At 70.2% G+C, this 13,832-nt stretch carries 16 protein-coding genes; 6 read left to right on the top strand and 10 right to left on the bottom strand.

Going from position 1 to position 13,832, the window contains the following annotated elements:
• Positions 1–30: 30 nt before the first annotated feature.
• The 6 genes from flgG to flgL all read left to right on the top strand — a co-directional run bounded on the left by flgG (position 31) and on the right by flgL (position 6,301).
• On the top strand, positions 31–813 hold the full coding sequence (gene flgG / locus SK095_RS05655) for a flagellar basal-body rod protein FlgG (RefSeq protein ID WP_136490877.1): 783 nt from the start codon (positions 31–33) through the stop codon (positions 811–813).
• Complete coding sequence (locus SK095_RS05650; protein ID WP_320548178.1) at positions 813–1,484, top strand: flagellar basal body L-ring protein FlgH; 672 nt, start codon at positions 813–815, stop codon at positions 1,482–1,484. The genes flgG and SK095_RS05650 overlap by 1 nt, the downstream gene beginning before the upstream one ends.
• A 16-nt stretch (positions 1,485–1,500) precedes the next feature.
• On the top strand, positions 1,501–2,619 hold the full coding sequence (locus tag SK095_RS05645) for a flagellar basal body P-ring protein FlgI (RefSeq protein WP_136490875.1): 1,119 nt from the start codon (positions 1,501–1,503) through the stop codon (positions 2,617–2,619).
• Complete coding sequence (gene flgJ / locus SK095_RS05640) at positions 2,619–3,638, top strand: flagellar assembly peptidoglycan hydrolase FlgJ (protein ID WP_320548177.1); 1,020 nt, start codon at positions 2,619–2,621, stop codon at positions 3,636–3,638. The genes SK095_RS05645 and flgJ overlap by 1 nt, the downstream gene beginning before the upstream one ends.
• 95 nt (positions 3,639–3,733) lie before the next feature.
• Positions 3,734–5,362 (top strand): flagellar hook-associated protein FlgK, encoded by a 1,629-nt coding sequence (gene flgK, locus SK095_RS05635; RefSeq protein ID WP_136491560.1) that lies wholly within the window; start codon positions 3,734–3,736, stop codon positions 5,360–5,362.
• 18 nt (positions 5,363–5,380) lie between these two features.
• The gene (gene flgL / locus SK095_RS05630; RefSeq protein WP_136491561.1) at positions 5,381–6,301 is read left to right on the top strand and encodes a flagellar hook-associated protein FlgL; all 921 of its coding nucleotides are present in this window, start codon (positions 5,381–5,383) and stop codon (positions 6,299–6,301) included.
• A 22-nt stretch (positions 6,302–6,323) separates the two neighbouring features.
• Here the strand turns inward: flgL and fliR are convergent, their stop codons facing one another.
• From fliR to fliI, 10 genes are all read right to left on the bottom strand, one after another.
• Positions 6,324–7,112 (bottom strand): flagellar biosynthetic protein FliR, encoded by a 789-nt coding sequence (gene fliR, locus SK095_RS05625; protein WP_320548176.1) that lies wholly within the window; start codon positions 7,110–7,112, stop codon positions 6,324–6,326.
• A gap of 1 nt (position 7,113) precedes the next feature.
• Complete coding sequence (gene fliQ / locus SK095_RS05620) at positions 7,114–7,383, bottom strand: flagellar biosynthesis protein FliQ (RefSeq protein ID WP_090347761.1); 270 nt, start codon at positions 7,381–7,383, stop codon at positions 7,114–7,116.
• A gap of 21 nt (positions 7,384–7,404) precedes the next feature.
• Complete coding sequence (fliP, locus tag SK095_RS05615) at positions 7,405–8,157, bottom strand: flagellar type III secretion system pore protein FliP (protein WP_136491563.1); 753 nt, start codon at positions 8,155–8,157, stop codon at positions 7,405–7,407.
• Positions 8,154–8,564: a flagellar biosynthetic protein FliO gene (gene fliO / locus SK095_RS05610; RefSeq protein ID WP_320548175.1), complete on the bottom strand. Its 411-nt coding sequence runs from the start codon at positions 8,562–8,564 to the stop codon at positions 8,154–8,156. Before fliO ends, fliP begins: the two co-directional genes overlap by 4 nt.
• The gene (gene fliN, locus SK095_RS05605) at positions 8,561–9,037 is read right to left on the bottom strand and encodes a flagellar motor switch protein FliN (protein WP_136491565.1); all 477 of its coding nucleotides are present in this window, start codon (positions 9,035–9,037) and stop codon (positions 8,561–8,563) included. The genes fliO and fliN overlap by 4 nt, the downstream gene beginning before the upstream one ends.
• The gene (fliM, locus tag SK095_RS05600) at positions 9,030–10,082 is read right to left on the bottom strand and encodes a flagellar motor switch protein FliM (protein WP_136491566.1); all 1,053 of its coding nucleotides are present in this window, start codon (positions 10,080–10,082) and stop codon (positions 9,030–9,032) included. Before fliM ends, fliN begins: the two co-directional genes overlap by 8 nt.
• A gap of 4 nt (positions 10,083–10,086) precedes the next feature.
• Positions 10,087–10,578, bottom strand: a complete 492-nt coding sequence (gene fliL / locus SK095_RS05595) for a flagellar basal body-associated protein FliL (RefSeq protein ID WP_320548174.1) — start codon at positions 10,576–10,578, stop codon at positions 10,087–10,089.
• Positions 10,579–10,696: 118 nt separating this feature from the next.
• Positions 10,697–11,941 (bottom strand): flagellar hook-length control protein FliK, encoded by a 1,245-nt coding sequence (locus SK095_RS05590; protein ID WP_320548173.1) that lies wholly within the window; start codon positions 11,939–11,941, stop codon positions 10,697–10,699.
• A gap of 8 nt (positions 11,942–11,949) precedes the next feature.
• Positions 11,950–12,420 (bottom strand): flagellar export protein FliJ, encoded by a 471-nt coding sequence (gene fliJ, locus SK095_RS05585; RefSeq protein WP_136491495.1) that lies wholly within the window; start codon positions 12,418–12,420, stop codon positions 11,950–11,952.
• 22 nt (positions 12,421–12,442) lie between these two features.
• Positions 12,443–13,831 (bottom strand): flagellar protein export ATPase FliI, encoded by a 1,389-nt coding sequence (gene fliI, locus SK095_RS05580; protein WP_320548172.1) that lies wholly within the window; start codon positions 13,829–13,831, stop codon positions 12,443–12,445.
• Between the last annotated feature and the right edge of the window lies 1 nt (position 13,832).

Genomic DNA, 13,832 nt, shown 5'->3' with positions numbered 1-13,832 from the left:
TGGCGACCCACCCAATCCCGAGGAATTCCGATGATCAGATCGCTGTGGACGGCCAAGACCGGCCTGGAATCGCAACAGGTCCAGCTGGACGTGATCGCCAACAACCTGGCCAACGTCAGCACCAATGGCTTCAAGCGCTCGCGCGCGGTGTTCGAGGACCTGCTGTACCAGAACCTGCGCCAGCCCGGCGCCAGCAGCACCGCGCAGACCAGTCTGCCGTCCGGCCTGCAGATCGGCACCGGCGTGCGCCCGGTGGCCACCGAGCGCATCCACAGCCAGGGCAGCCTGCAGAACACCGAGAACTCGCGGGATCTGGCGATCAACGGCAACGGCTTCTTCCAGGTGCTGCGCAGCGACGGCACCACCGCCTATACCCGCGACGGCAGCTTCCAGATCGACCGCGACGGCCAACTGGTCACCGCCAGCGGCTACCCGCTGCAGCCGAGCATCACCATCCCCGACAACGCCCTGTCGGTGACGGTGGCCCAGGACGGCATCGTCTCGATCACCGAGCCGGGCAGCACCCAGAGTCGCCAGGTGGGCCAGCTGACTCTGGCTACCTTCATCAACCCGCCGGGGCTGCAGAGCATCGGCGAGAACCTCTACCTGGAAACCGACAGCTCCGGGGCGCCCAACGAGAACGTGCCCGGCCTGAACGGCACCGGTGTGCTCTACCAGGGCTACGTGGAGACCTCCAACGTCAACGTGGTGGAGGAGATGGTCAGCATGATCCAGACCCAGCGCGCCTACGAGATCAACAGCAAGGCCGTGGAGACCTCCGACGAGATGCTGGCGCGGCTGGCCCAGCTGTGATGCGTACCTCCCGCGCGACCGCTGCCGTCCTGCTGGCCGCGCTGCTGGCCAGCGGCTGCGCCCAGCTGCCGCGGCCTTCGGTGGTCGGCGAGCAGGAGCGGGTGCAGATTCCCGAGCGCCCGCTGCCGCAGGCCAATGGTTCGATCTACCAGTCGCGCCAGGGCTTCCAGCCGCTGTTCGAGGACCGCCGCCCGCGCATGGTCGGCGACATCCTCACTGTGGTGCTCAACGAGCAGGTCAGCGCCAGCAAGAATGCCGCCGCCAACGCCAGTCGCAACGGTTCGGCCAGCCTGACCCCGATCACCGTGCCCGACAAGCTCAGCAAGCTGTCCGAGTGGGCGACGGAGCTCGAGGGGGAAAACGTGTTCGCCGGCAGTGGCGGCGCCAAGGCCAACAACTCCTTCAACGGCACCATCACCGTGTCGGTGCTGGAGGTGATGGCCAACGGCAACCTGCGCGTGCGCGGCGAGAAGCAGATCGCCATCAACCAGGGCACCGAGTTCATCCGCTTCTCCGGGGTGGTCAATCCGCGCGCCATCACCGTGCAGAACACCGTGCCCTCGACCCAGGTGGCCGATGCGCGCATCGAGTACGTCGGCGACGGCTACATCAACGAGGCCCAGACCATGGGCTGGCTGCAGCGCTTCTTCCTCAACATCTCGCCGTTCTGATGGGGCCGCGACCGCCATGCGACTGAATATCCCGCTTCCCGCCCGCCTGCTGATGCTGCTGCTCGTGCTCTGCGCCGCCGGCAGCGCCCGCGCCGAGCGGCTGCGCGACCTGGCCGAATTCTCCGGGGTGCGCAGCAACGCCCTGGTCGGCTACGGCCTGGTGGTGGGCCTGGACGGCTCGGGCGACCAGACCATGCAGGCGCCGTTCACCGGACAGAGCCTGACCAACATGCTGTCGCAGCTGGGCATCACCGTGCCGCCGGGCACCAACATGCAGCTGCGCAACATCGCTGCGGTGATGGTCACCGCCGACCTGCCGGCCTTCGCCCGGCCCGGCCAGCACCTCGACGTGGTGGTGTCCTCGGTGGGCAATGCGCGCAGCCTGCGCGGCGGCACCCTGCTGATGACCCCGCTCAAGGGCATCGACGGCGAGGTCTACGCCCTGGCCCAGGGCAACCTGCTGGTCGGCGGCGCCGGTGCCGAATCCGGCGGCAGCAGCGTGCAGATCAACCAGCAGGCCGGCGGACGGATCGCCCGCGGCGCCACCGTCGAACGCCAGGTACCGCTGCAGCTGGGCAACGAGCGCGGCCTGCTCGAGCTGCAGCTCAAGCAGCCCGACTTCGGCACCGCCCAGCGCCTGGTCAGCACCATCAACGCCAGCTTCGGGCGCACCGTGGCCAGCGCGCAGGATGCCGGACTGATCCTCCTCGACGCTCCGCGCGACCCCAACGGCCGGGTCAACTTCATGGCCCGTCTGGAGGGCCTCGACATCCTGCCGGTCGAGGCGCCGGCCAGGGTCATCATCAACTCGCGCAGCGGCGCCGTGGTGCTCAACGGCAGCGTCACCCTGCACAACGCCGCGGTGGCTCACGGCAACCTGTCGGTGGTGATCGAGAACCAGCCCAGGGTCAGTCAGCCGGCGCCGTTCAGCGAAGGCGAGACCGTGGTGGTGCCGGACTCGAAGATCACCGTCGAGCAGCAGGGCACCGGGCTGCGCATGGTGGCGCCGAGCACCAACCTGCTCGATGTGGTCAAGGCGCTGAATGCCCTGGGCGCCACTCCGCAGGACCTGATGTCGATTCTCGAGGCGCTCAAGGCGGCCGGTGCGCTGCGCGCCGAACTGGAGATCATCTGATGAGCGTCAACGATCTGAGCGGCCAGTTCGCCCTCGACCTGCAGGGCCTGCAGCGCCTCAAGCAGAGCGCCCGCCAGGACCCGGCCGCGGGCCTCGGCGAGGCCAGCCGCCAGTTCGAGGCGGTGCTCCTGCAGATGATGCTGAAGAGCATGCGCGAGGCCGGCCCGCAGTCCGGTCTGCTCGACAGCCAGCAGAGCCGCCTGTACACGGAAATGCTCGACCAGCAGTGGGCGCAGACCCTCGCCGGCCAGGGTCTCGGCCTGGCCGAGCAGATCGAAGGCCAGCTGCGCAGCCAGGCGGGCATCGCCGCACCGGCGCACGATGCCGGACTGATCGCCGGCATACCCCGCGGCACGCCGCGGCCGCTGTACGGTGCGCTGCAGCTGGAGCCGGCCGCCGCCGCGCCGGCGGGGACGGCGGCGGCCGAGCGGCCGCTGGCGCGGCTCGAAACCGTCTCCCGCCCGTCGCCGGTGGCGCAGCGCAGTCTCGCGGCTGCCGAGATCGGGCAGCCGGAACAGGCCCGCGGCGAAGGCGGCGGGCATGTCGCGACCTTCGTCGCCCGCCTGCACGAGCCGGCACGCGCGGCCAGCCGCGCCAGTGGCGTGCCGGCCGAGCTGATCCTCGCCCAGGCGGCGCTGGAGACCGGCTGGGGTCGCCACGAGATCGCCACGGCCAGCGGCGGCAACAGCCACAACCTGTTCGGCATCAAGGCCGGCGGCAACTGGCAGGGGCCGACCACCGAAGTGCGTACCACCGAGTACGTCGACGGCCGGCCGGTGAGCCGCATCGAGCGTTTCCGCGTCTACGAGTCCTTCGAGGCGGCCTTCACCGACTACGCCCGGCTGATCGGCGACAACCCGCGTTACGCCGGGGTGGTCGAGGCGCCCGACGCGGCCCAGGCGGCGCGTGCACTGCAGCGTGGCGGCTACGCCACCGACCCGGCCTACGCCGACAAGCTGATCGCGGTGATGGCGACCATCGCACCCTTCGATCCGGCCCGCCAGGTGGCGCAGCTCTGACCGGCGGGCGCCCTCGTGGCAGAAACTTGGCAAGGCGACTCAAGATCAGCGCGGCGCGGCCGATATCCCGAGCAAGGTTCAACAGGAACGGCTTCATGAGCATCTTTTCCATCGGCGTCAGCGGCCTGCAGACCGCGCAGACGGTGCTGGCCACCACCAGCAACAACATCAGCAACGTCTACACCCCGGGCTACAACCGCCAGCTGGCCCAGGTCGGCGAGCACTTCGCCGGAGGCGGCGTCGAGGTGGTGAACGTCGAGCGCCAGTTCAACCAGTTCGTCGCCAACCAGCTCAACCGCAGCAACGGCGTGGCCGGTGCGCTGAGCAGCTACCACTCGCAGGTCAGCCAGATCGACACCCTGCTGGCCGACCGCGAGGCCGGCCTGGCGCCGCTGATGAGCAGCTTCTTCTCCGCCCTGGAGGACGTGGTGGCCTCGCCGGCCGATCCGGCCGCCCGTCAGGGCGTGCTGGGCGCCGCGCAGACCCTGACCGGGCAGTTCCGCGCGTTCGAGGGCTACCTGAGCGACATGCAGACCAGCATCAACGGCCAGCTCAAGGACCAGGTCACCCAGATCAACAACACCGCCGGCCAGGTCGCCAACCTCAACCGCGAGATCGCCCTGGCCAGGGCCAAGACCGGCGAGGTGCCCAACGGCCTGCTCAACATGCGCGACCAACTGGTCGCCGAGCTGAGCCAGCGCATCGACGCCCGGCTGACCGTCCAGGATGGCGGCAGCTACAACCTGACCCTCGGCAACGGCCTGAGCCTGGTCAGCGGCACCAACAGCTTCAAGCTCGAGGCCATGCGCTCCTCCGAGGATGCCAGCCGCTTCGTGGTCGGCTACCGCGACCCGGGCGGCAACCTGGTGGAGTTTCCCGACACCACCTTCCAGGACGGCGAGCTGGGCGGCCTGATGACCTTCCGCCGCGAGACCCTCGACCGCACCCAGGGCCAGCTCGGCCAGCTGGCGGTATCCCTGGCGGTGGCCTTCAACCAGCAGCATGCCCAGGGCGTCGATCTCTACGGCGCGGCCGGCGGCGACTTCTTCACCATCGGTGCGCCGGTCAGCTTCAGCAACACCGGCAACCGCGGCGACGCCGTGCTCAGCGCCAGCTACGATCCGGCCGCGCTGGGCAGCCTCACCGCCAGCGACTACGACGTCAGCTGGAGCACGGCCGGCGGCTACAGCGTGGTGCGCCGCGACATCGGCACGGCGGTCGAGGCCAACTTCGACAGCGCCAACGGCACCCTGAGCTTCGGCGGCATGAGCGTGCAGATCAGCGGCACTCCGGCCGAGGGCGACCGCTTCCTGATCCAGCCGACCCGCGCCGCGGCGGCGCGCCTGGGCAACAACCTGACCGATCCGGCGCGCATCGCCGCCGGCCAGCCGGCAGGCGGCAGCGGCTCCGGCGACAACCGCAACGCCCTGCAGCTGCAGGCGCTGCAGACGCGCAGCGTGGTGGGCGGCCAGGCCACCCTGAGCCAGGGCTACGCGGCCATCGTCAGCGACATCGGCAACCGCACCAGCATCGCTGCGGCCAACCTCGACGCCCAGCAGGGCCTCAGCGAGCAGCTCAGCGCCCTGCAGCAGGCCGACTCGGGGGTCAACCTCGACGAGGAGGCCGCCAACCTGATCCGCTACCAGCAGTACTACCAGGCCAACGCCAAGGTCATCGAGATCGGCGCGACCGTTCTCGACACCCTGCTCGGCATCCGGGCCTGACCGACGGAGTAACGCGCGATGCGCATCAGCACCACCACCATGTACGAGCAGAGCCTCTCTGCGCTCAACCGCCAGCAGGGCGAGTTCCTCAAGACCGGCCTGCAGCTGTCCAGCGGCCGCCGTGTGGTCAACCCCTCCGACGATCCGCAGGCCGCCTCGCTGGCGGTGGGCGTCGAGCAGGCCAAGGCGGTCGACGAGCAGTACGCCAACGCCCGGGTCAGCGCGCGCAACAGCCTGTCCCAGGAGGAGAGCGTGCTCAGCAGCACCGCCGACTTCATCGTCCGTGCGCGCACCCTGCTGGTCCAGGCCGGCAACGGCACCCTCGGCGATGCCGACCGCAACGCCATCGCCCAGGAACTCAACGGCATCTACCAGGGGCTGGTCGGCCAGGCCAACTCCCGGGACGGCAACGGTCGCTACCTGTTCGGCGGCCATCAGGACGGCACTCCGCCGTTCGTGCAGGATGCCGACGGGCGGGTCAGCTACGTCGGCGACGAGGGCGTCAAGGCCCAGCACGTCGACTCGGCACGGATGATGCCCAGCACCGACAACGGCCGCGCGATCTTCGCCAGCGCCGAGGATGCCGACCTGTTCGGTGCGCTCAAGGACATGATCGACGTACTGTCCACCCCGGTGCAGGACGACGCCGGCCGCGCCAGCCTGCAGACGACCCTGGCCAAGGCCGGCGCCGCGCTGGACAAGGGTTTCGACAACGTGCTGTCGGTGCGCTCCACGGTGGGCGCCCGCCTCAACGAGCTGGACGTGCTCGACGTGGTCGGCAGCAACCGCATGCTCAACTACGAGCAGGTGCTCTCCGACCGTCTCGACCTCGACTACAACAAGGCGATTTCCGAGTACACCCTGCGCCAGGTCGGCCTGCAGGCAGCGCAGAAGGCCTTCGTCGACGTGCAGAAGCTGTCGCTGTTCCAGCAGATCTGATGGCCGGCGCTGGCGGGCCGGTTCAGTTCGCCAGCACCAGACTCGCCACCAGCTGGCGCAGGAACAGCAGGGCGTCGCCGAACAGCATCTCGAGGAAGCGCCCCAGGTCGTTCATCAGCACCATCAGCAGCACCAGGCCCACCAGCATGGTCAGCGGGAAGCCGATCGAGAACACGGTCAGCTGCGGCGAGGCGCGGTTGAGGATGCCCATCGCCAGGTTGATGGTCAGCAGTGCCGCCACCAGCGGCAGGGCCAGCAGCAGCCCGGAGGCGAAGATCACCCCGGCATGGCGGACGAGAATCTCGCCGGCGGCGAGATCCAGCGCCTGGCCGATCGGCAGGCTGGTGAAGCTGCCGGCGAGGATTTCCAGCACCAGCAGATGACCGTCCAGCGCCAGGAACATCAGCAGGCTGAGCATGTACAGCAGCCGCGAGAGGATCATGGTGTTGGTGCCGGTGTCCGGGGCGAAGAAGCTGGCGAAGCCCAGGCCCATCTGCAGGCCGATGATCTCGCCGGCGGCCTGCACCACGGCGAAGGTCACCCGCATGGTCAGGCCGATGGCGATGCCGATCAGCGTCTGCTCGAGAACGATGCCCAGGCTCGCCCAGGACACCAGCGGCACCGCCGGCAGCGGCGGCAGGGTCGGCCCGAGCAGCACCGCGAGCAGCACGGCCAGGCCGATCTTCGCCCGCATCGGGATGCTGGAATGGCCCCACAGCGGCGAGGCGGCGAGGAAGGCGCTCAGGCGCACGAACGGCCAGAAGAAGGCGGTCAGCCACTGCTGCAGCTGGGCGAAGTCGACCTCGACCATCTCAGCCGAGCATCAGCGGGATGTTGCCGAACAGCTCGCGGGTGAAGTCGACGATCAGCTTGATCATCCAGGGGCCGGCCAGCACCAGCACGGTGAACACCGCGAGGATCTTGGGGATGAACGACAGGGTCATCTCGTTGATCTGGGTGGCGGCCTGGAACAGGCTGATCAACAGGCCCACCAGCAGCGCGGTGAGCAGCAGCGGGCCGGCCATGAACAGGGTGACGCGCATGCCCTGGTAGGCGAGGTCCATGACCGATTCGGGTGTCATCGCGGTGCCTCCGTGGGCGGATCAGGTATAGAAGCTCTGCGCCAGCGAGCCGATCAACAGCTGCCAGCCGTCCACCAGCACGAACAGCATCAGCTTGAACGGCAGCGAAATGGTCGCCGGCGGCACCATCATCATGCCGAGGGCCATCAGCACGCTGGCCACCACGAGGTCGATGATCAGGAACGGGATGAAGATGGTGAAGCCGATCTGGAAGGCGGTCTTCAGCTCGCTGGTGACGAACGCCGGCAGCAGCACGCGCATCGGCACCTGCTCCGGCCCCTGGATGTCGCCGACCTGGGCCAGGCGGGCGAACAGTGCCAGGTCGGTCTCGCGGGTCTGGCCGAGCATGAACTCGCGAAACGGCTGGCTGCCGGTGGCGATGAACTGCTCGAAGTTGATCTCGTCGCGGGAGAACGGCTGCCAGGCCTGTTCGTGCACCTTGGTCAGCACCGGCGACATGACGAAGAAGGTGAGGAACAGCGCCAGGCCGACCAGCACCTGGTTGGGCGGCGTCGACGGCGTGCCGAGCGCGGTGCGCAGCAGGCCGAGGACGATGATGATGCGGGTGAAGCCGGTCATCATCAGCAGCATGGCCGGCAGGAAGGCCATCGAGCTGAGCAGCAGCAGGCTCTGCAGGCTCAGCGACCACTGCTGGCTGCCGTCGGCCAGCGGCTTGCTGATCACCCCGGGCAGGCCGGTTTCGGCCAGGGCCAGGCCCGGCAGCAGGAGCAGCGCCAGCAGGGCCGGCAGGTGGCGACGCAGCGGACGGATCATGGCTGGCGCGACGCTGCGCCGCCCAGGTTGTGCTTGAGCGCCTGGGCCAGGCGCGCGGCGAAGCTGCCGGCGGGCACGGCCGCGCCGGGCTGCGCGCTGGCGGCTGGCGGTGCCGGCAGCTCGTGCAGCTTGCTGATCTGCCCGGGGGTGACGCCGAGCACCAGCCAGGTGCCTTCGACCTCGACGATCACCACCCGCTCGCGCTGGCCCAGCGCGGTGCTGCCGCGCACCCTGAGCGGCTGGCCGGGCAGCTGCTGGCCGGCGCTGAGGCGCCGCAGCAGCCAGCTGCACAGCAGGATCAGGCCGATCACCAGCAGCAGGGCGAGGCCGGTCTTGCCCAGTGCGGCCATGCCGAGCAGGGCGTCGCCGCTGCCGGCGGCCTGCTCGGCGGGAGCGAGGCTGCTCATCGGTTGAGCTTCTGCACGCGTTCGGACGGGGTGATGATCTCGGTGATGCGGATGCCGTACTTGTCCTCCACCACCACCACCTCGCCCTGGGCGATCAGGTAGCCGTTGATCAGGATGTCCATCGGCTCGCCGGCCAGGCCGTCCAGCTCGATCACCGAGCCCTGGGCCAGTTCGAGCAGCTGCTTGATGGTGATGCGCGTGCGGCCGAGCTCGACGCTGAGCTTGACCGGGATGTCCATGATCATCTCCAGGTCGCGCATGCCGGTGCTGCCGGGCCCCTTGTCCAGCGGCTTGAACACGCTTTCCCCGGCGCTCTTCACGCTGGCGGCCGGCGGCGTGGCGGCGGCCTGTTCGGCGAAGGCGGCGGCCCAGGGATCGTCCTCGATGGCCGGCGCGGCGGTGGTCTGCTCGGCCATGGCGCTGGCCCAGTCGGCGTCGAGGCCGGATTGCTCGGGGGAGTTCGGATCAGTCATGGTTGGATTCCTTGGCCGCAGGCACGGCGCCCTTGGCGAACAGATCGGCGGAAGCCTTGGCTGAGGGCGGCGTGTGGTCGACCAGGCGGGTGACCCGCAGGGCACGCAGGCCGTTCTGGCTGCCGTATTCGCAGTGCATCACCGGCACGCCGTCGACCCGGGCGCTGACCTGCTCGGGCAGCTCGATGGGCAGCACGTCGCCGATCTTCAGCGCCATGATCCGCGCGATGCTGGTGGGGATCTCGACGAAGTCGGCGATCAGTTCCACCTGCGACTGGCGGATCTCGCCGGCAATGCGCTGGCTCCACTGGCGATCCTCGGCGGGATTGCTGTCGGTCAGCGGCCCGTTGAGCAGGTCGCGCAGCGGCTCGATCATCGAGTAGGGGATGCAGATGTTGAAGTCGCTGGCCAGGTTGCCGACTTCCAGATGGAAGGTGGTGTTCACCACGATCTCGTTGGGCGAGCTGGTGATGTTGGCGAACTTGACCTGCATCTCCGAGCGCAGGAAGTCGATTTCCAGCGGATAGACCGCGCGCCAGGCGTCGGTGTAGGCCTCCAGCGCCAGCCCCAGCAGACGGCGGATGATGCGCTGCTCGGTGTTGGTGAACTCGCGGCCCTCGTTCTTGGTGAGGAAGCGGCCATCGCCGCCGAACAGGTTGTCGACCACCATGAACACCAGGCTCGGCGGGAACACCACCAGCGCGGTGCCGCGCAGCGGCTTCATGGCGATCAGGTTGAGGTTGGTCGGCACCGGCACGTTGCGGGCGAACTCGCTGTAGCTCTGGTAGCGCACGCTGTCCACGGTGATGTCGGCGCTGCGCCGGATCAGGTTGAACAGCGCCATGCGGAAGCGCCGGGCGAAGCGCTCGTTGATGATCTCCAGGGCCGGCAGGCGGCCGCGGATCACCCGCCGCTGGGTGGCCGGATCGTAGGGGCGCACGCGCAGCTGGACGGCGCTCTCGCTGTCCTGGGACTCGTCCTCGCCGGTGACGCCCTTGAGCAGGGCGTCGATCTCTTCCTGCGAGAGCAGATCGTTCTGGGCCATGGCGCTACTGCACGATGAAGTCGGAGAACAGCACGCCGTCGATCGCCAGCGGCGGCTGCGGGCTGGTCAGCGGGGTGCCGAACAGGGCGAGGATCTGCGCGGTCAGGGCGTCCTTGCCGGCCGGGGTGACCAGCTCGGCGGCCTTCTGGCTGGCCATCAGCATCAGCAGGCGGCTGCGTACCTCGGGCATGTGCTCCTTGAGCAGGGCCTCGGTGGCCTTGTCGCCGACCTTCAGCGACAGGCCGATGTACAGCAGGCGCTGCTCGCCCGGCTCGGCCTGCAGGTTGACGGTGAACGGGCTGATCGGCACGAACAGCGGCGTCGGCGACTTGACCGGTGCGCTCGGCTCCGCCTCGGCGCCGCCCGTCAGGCTGCTCAGCTTGCCGCTGCCCATCAGGAAGTAGATGCCTGCCGCACTGCCGCCCGAGCAGAGCAGGATCAGCAGGACGATCACCAGCCAGGGAGTGGATTTGCCGGTGGATTCGGGGTTGGCCATTGGGTGTGCGCTCGAGGGACGGATTACAGGGTGACGAGTATGGCGGCGGCGGACGGGGCTCGATGGGCCGAAAAAGCCAGCCAATCGAGCCTATCTTCAGGCTTTGCCGTCAGCCGGCTCAGGCGTACAGGTCGACCTGGCCGAGCAGGGCTCGCTGCGCTGCCTGCACGCGCGGCTCGTCGCCGCCGTCGGCCACGGCGGCAGTGCCGGCGCTCTGGCGATTGCCCGCGCCGCTGCCGGCCTGCTGGTCGCCCTGCGGCTGGTGCTGCGCGCCCACCGAGGTTTCGCCCAGGCTGATGCCCTGGGCCGCCAGGGCCTCGCGCAGCTGCGGGATGGCCTGTTCTACGGCGGCGCGCACCTGCGGATGGGCGGAGAGGAACTGCGCCTGGGCGCCCAGCTCGCCGAGCCTGAGGCTGACCGACAGCGGTCCCAGCTCGCTGGGGTGCAGGTGCAGCTCGATCTGCTGTTCGCCACGCTGGTGCAGGCCGATCAGCTGCAGGCCGAGATCCTGCTGCCATTCGCGGCTGGCCAGCGGGGCGCCGAGGGTGACCGGCGCAGCGGCGCCCGACGCGGCGGCGCCCGACGCAGCGGCGCCCGGCGCTGCCGATGGAGTGGGCTGTGCCTGGGCTGCGCCGGGCGCCGTCAGGCCGAACAGCTGGCCGTCGCTTGCCGGGGCATCGCCGGTGGCGGCCAGGCTGGCGAAGGCTTCGGGTTGGGCTTGCTCGCTGCCGGCGGCCGCGGTGCTCGCGGTCGTGGCGGCTGGCGGCGCCGACTGCGGCAGCGGGTCCCCGCCGCTTGCGCTGGCCCGGGCGGGGCGGTCGAGCAGGCTGGGCACGCTCTCGCCGGCGGTGGCCGCGGCCGGGCTGCCTGCCGGCGCCGGCCCGGTTCCGGCCAGTGGCCAGCCGGCCTGGGCCGGCTGGGGGGCGAAGGCCGCCGCCGTCTCGGTCGGCAGCTGGCCGGCCTGCTCGATCAGCGCCAGGCGCCGACGGATCTCGTCGAGGGCATCGACAGCCTGCTCCGTGCGGGCGGCCAGCTCCGCCGTGGCGACATCCGGTGTAGCCGCCGCCAGCGGCTGGCCGGCGGGCAGGGGGAGCAGGGCGCTGTTGTCCGGCAGGGGAGCGGGTTGCAGCGGGTCTGTCGCCGGGCTGGCGGCCGCTGCCCGGGGCGGTGCTGCCTCGGTGGGCGACCGCTCTGCGCCAGCACCGCTGGCCGGATCCGCCGCGCTGGCGCCGGGGGCGGCCGGAGCGCTGCCCGCCGCCTGCTGCAGATGGCGGGCGAAGCTGTCCTCGCTGGCGGCCGGGTTCTGGCCGCTGCGTGTCCGGGCGGCGGCGAGGTTGCCGGCGCCGATGATGCTGATGTCCATGGGGCTGCTCACCGGCCGCTGCCGGAAGTGGAGGTGAAGGCGCTGCCGCGCAGGCGCAGCTGGGCGCTCAGCTCGTCGGTGATGCGCTGCTGGCTGCGGCTGTCGCGCAACTGCTCGGCCTGGGCGCGCCGGTCGACCAGGGTGTGGTAGGAGTTCAGCTTGCGCTGCTGCTCCAGCCACTGCTGCTGGCGCTGGCTGACCTGACGCTGCTGCTCGTTCAGGCTCAGGCGGGCGCGGTCGATGGCATTGTCCAGGGTGCCGAGGAAGGCCTGGTAGTTGAGCAGGCTGGCCGGCTCCATGCCTTCCTGCATGGCCTGCTGCAGGCCGCGGGCGTATTCCTGGCGGTAGTGCTGCAGGGTGTCCAGCTGCCCCTGCGCCTGCTGCTGGCTGCGCCGCGCGCCGGCCAGCTGGCGGCCGGCGTTGTCGACGGCCTCGCGGGTCAGCTCGATCAGGGTGTCGAGTGCGGATGAGCGGGACATGCCGGATCACCTCTCCATCAGGTCAGGCCCCGGGGACCAGGGCGGAAAGTTGCTGCAGGGTTTCCGCGATGCCGGCGCGTTCGTCGATGCGCTGCTGGAGGAAGCGCTCCAGACGCGGATACAGGTTGACCGCGTGATCGAGCTGCGGGTCGTGGCCGGCCACGTAGGCGCCGACGCTGATCAGGTCGCGGTTGCGCTGGTAGCGCGACAGCGCCTGCTTGAACTGCTGGGCGCGGCGGCGCTGGCCGTCGTCGACGATGGCGGTCATCGCCCGGCTGATCGACGCCTCGATGTCGATGGCCGGATAGTGGCCGCTCTCGGCCAGCTGGCGCGACAGTACCACGTGGCCGTCGAGGATCGCTCGCGCCGAGTCGGCGATCGGGTCCTGCTGGTCGTCGCCTTCGCTGAGCACGGTATAGAAGGCGGTGATCGAGCCGCCGCCGCGCGGGCCGTTGCCGGTCTTCTCCACCAGCCGGGGCAGCTTGGCGAACACCGAGGGCGGGTAGCCCTTGGTCGCCGGCGGCTCGCCGATGGCCAGGGCGATCTCGCGCTGGGCCATGGCGTAGCGGGTCAGCGAGTCCATGATCAGCAGCACGTCGCGGCCCTGATCGCGGAAGTCCTCGGCCAGGCGGGTGGCGTAGGCGGCGCCCTGCAGGCGCTTGAGCGGCGAGGTGTCGGCGGGCGCAGCGACCACCACGGCGCGGCGGCGGCCTTCCGGACCGAGGATGTTGTCGATGAAGTCCTGCACCTCGCGGCCGCGTTCGCCGATCAGGCCGACCACGATCACGTCGGCGCGGGTGAAGCGCGCCATCATGCCGAGCAGCACCGACTTGCCGACGCCGGAGCCGGCGAACAGGCCCATGCGCTGGCCGCGGCCGACGCTGAGCAGGCCGTTGATGGCGCGGATGCCGACGTCGATCTGCTCCTCGATGGGCGCGCGGTTGAGCGGGTTGATCGGTTCGGTGGCCAGCGGCGCGTAGTGGCAGTCCTCCGGCAGCGGCAGTCCGTCCAGCGGCTGGCCGCCGCCGTCGAGCACCCGGCCGAGCAGCGCGCTGCCCAGCGGGAAGCGCCGCGCGCTCTCGCGCTCGCCGGCGCTGTCGGCGAGGGGGAACACCCGTGCGCCGGGCAGCAGGCCGCTGATCTCCTCCAGCGGCATGAGGAACAGCTTCTCGCCGGCGAAGCCGACCACCTCAGCCTCGGCGCAGCTGGGCTGCTGCCGGGCAGCGCCGCGCGGCGACAGCTCGATGCGGCACACGCCGCCCAGCGGCACCTGCAGGCCGGTGGCTTCCAGCACCATGCCGGTGGCGCGGATCACCCGGCCGCTGGCGCTGTGGCGCGGCGTCGCGGCGATGCGCCGGCTGACGCTGGCCAGGGTCTGCTGCCAGTGATGCTGATGCGGATTGGCCTGCATG

The organism is Pseudomonas sp. AN-1, from assembly GCF_034057115.1.
Lineage (GTDB): Bacteria > Pseudomonadota > Gammaproteobacteria > Pseudomonadales > Pseudomonadaceae > Geopseudomonas.
The sequence above is the reverse complement of the archived record's forward strand: the minus strand, read 5'-3'. Positions and strand labels throughout refer to the sequence as shown.

Bases quoted from the DNA above. Each gene is read 5' to 3' on its own strand.
- flgG (WP_136490877.1), top strand. From the start codon at position 31: ATGATCAGATCGCTGTGGACGGCCAAGACCGGCCTGGAATCGCAACAG.
- SK095_RS05650 (WP_320548178.1), top strand. From the start codon at position 813: ATGCGTACCTCCCGCGCGACCGCTGCCGTCCTGCTGGCCGCGCTGCTG.
- SK095_RS05645 (WP_136490875.1), top strand. From the start codon at position 1,501: ATGCGACTGAATATCCCGCTTCCCGCCCGCCTGCTGATGCTGCTGCTC.
- flgJ (WP_320548177.1), top strand. From the start codon at position 2,619: ATGAGCGTCAACGATCTGAGCGGCCAGTTCGCCCTCGACCTGCAGGGC.
- flgK (WP_136491560.1), top strand. From the start codon at position 3,734: ATGAGCATCTTTTCCATCGGCGTCAGCGGCCTGCAGACCGCGCAGACG.
- flgL (WP_136491561.1), top strand. From the start codon at position 5,381: ATGCGCATCAGCACCACCACCATGTACGAGCAGAGCCTCTCTGCGCTC.
- fliR (WP_320548176.1), bottom strand. From the start codon at position 7,112: ATGGTCGAGGTCGACTTCGCCCAGCTGCAGCAGTGGCTGACCGCCTTC.
- fliQ (WP_090347761.1), bottom strand. From the start codon at position 7,383: ATGACACCCGAATCGGTCATGGACCTCGCCTACCAGGGCATGCGCGTC.
- fliP (WP_136491563.1), bottom strand. From the start codon at position 8,157: ATGATCCGTCCGCTGCGTCGCCACCTGCCGGCCCTGCTGGCGCTGCTC.
- fliO (WP_320548175.1), bottom strand. From the start codon at position 8,564: ATGAGCAGCCTCGCTCCCGCCGAGCAGGCCGCCGGCAGCGGCGACGCC.
- fliN (WP_136491565.1), bottom strand. From the start codon at position 9,037: ATGACTGATCCGAACTCCCCCGAGCAATCCGGCCTCGACGCCGACTGG.
- fliM (WP_136491566.1), bottom strand. From the start codon at position 10,082: ATGGCCCAGAACGATCTGCTCTCGCAGGAAGAGATCGACGCCCTGCTC.
- fliL (WP_320548174.1), bottom strand. From the start codon at position 10,578: ATGGCCAACCCCGAATCCACCGGCAAATCCACTCCCTGGCTGGTGATC.
- SK095_RS05590 (WP_320548173.1), bottom strand. From the start codon at position 11,941: ATGGACATCAGCATCATCGGCGCCGGCAACCTCGCCGCCGCCCGGACA.
- fliJ (WP_136491495.1), bottom strand. From the start codon at position 12,420: ATGTCCCGCTCATCCGCACTCGACACCCTGATCGAGCTGACCCGCGAG.
- fliI (WP_320548172.1), bottom strand. From the start codon at position 13,831: ATGCAGGCCAATCCGCATCAGCATCACTGGCAGCAGACCCTGGCCAGC.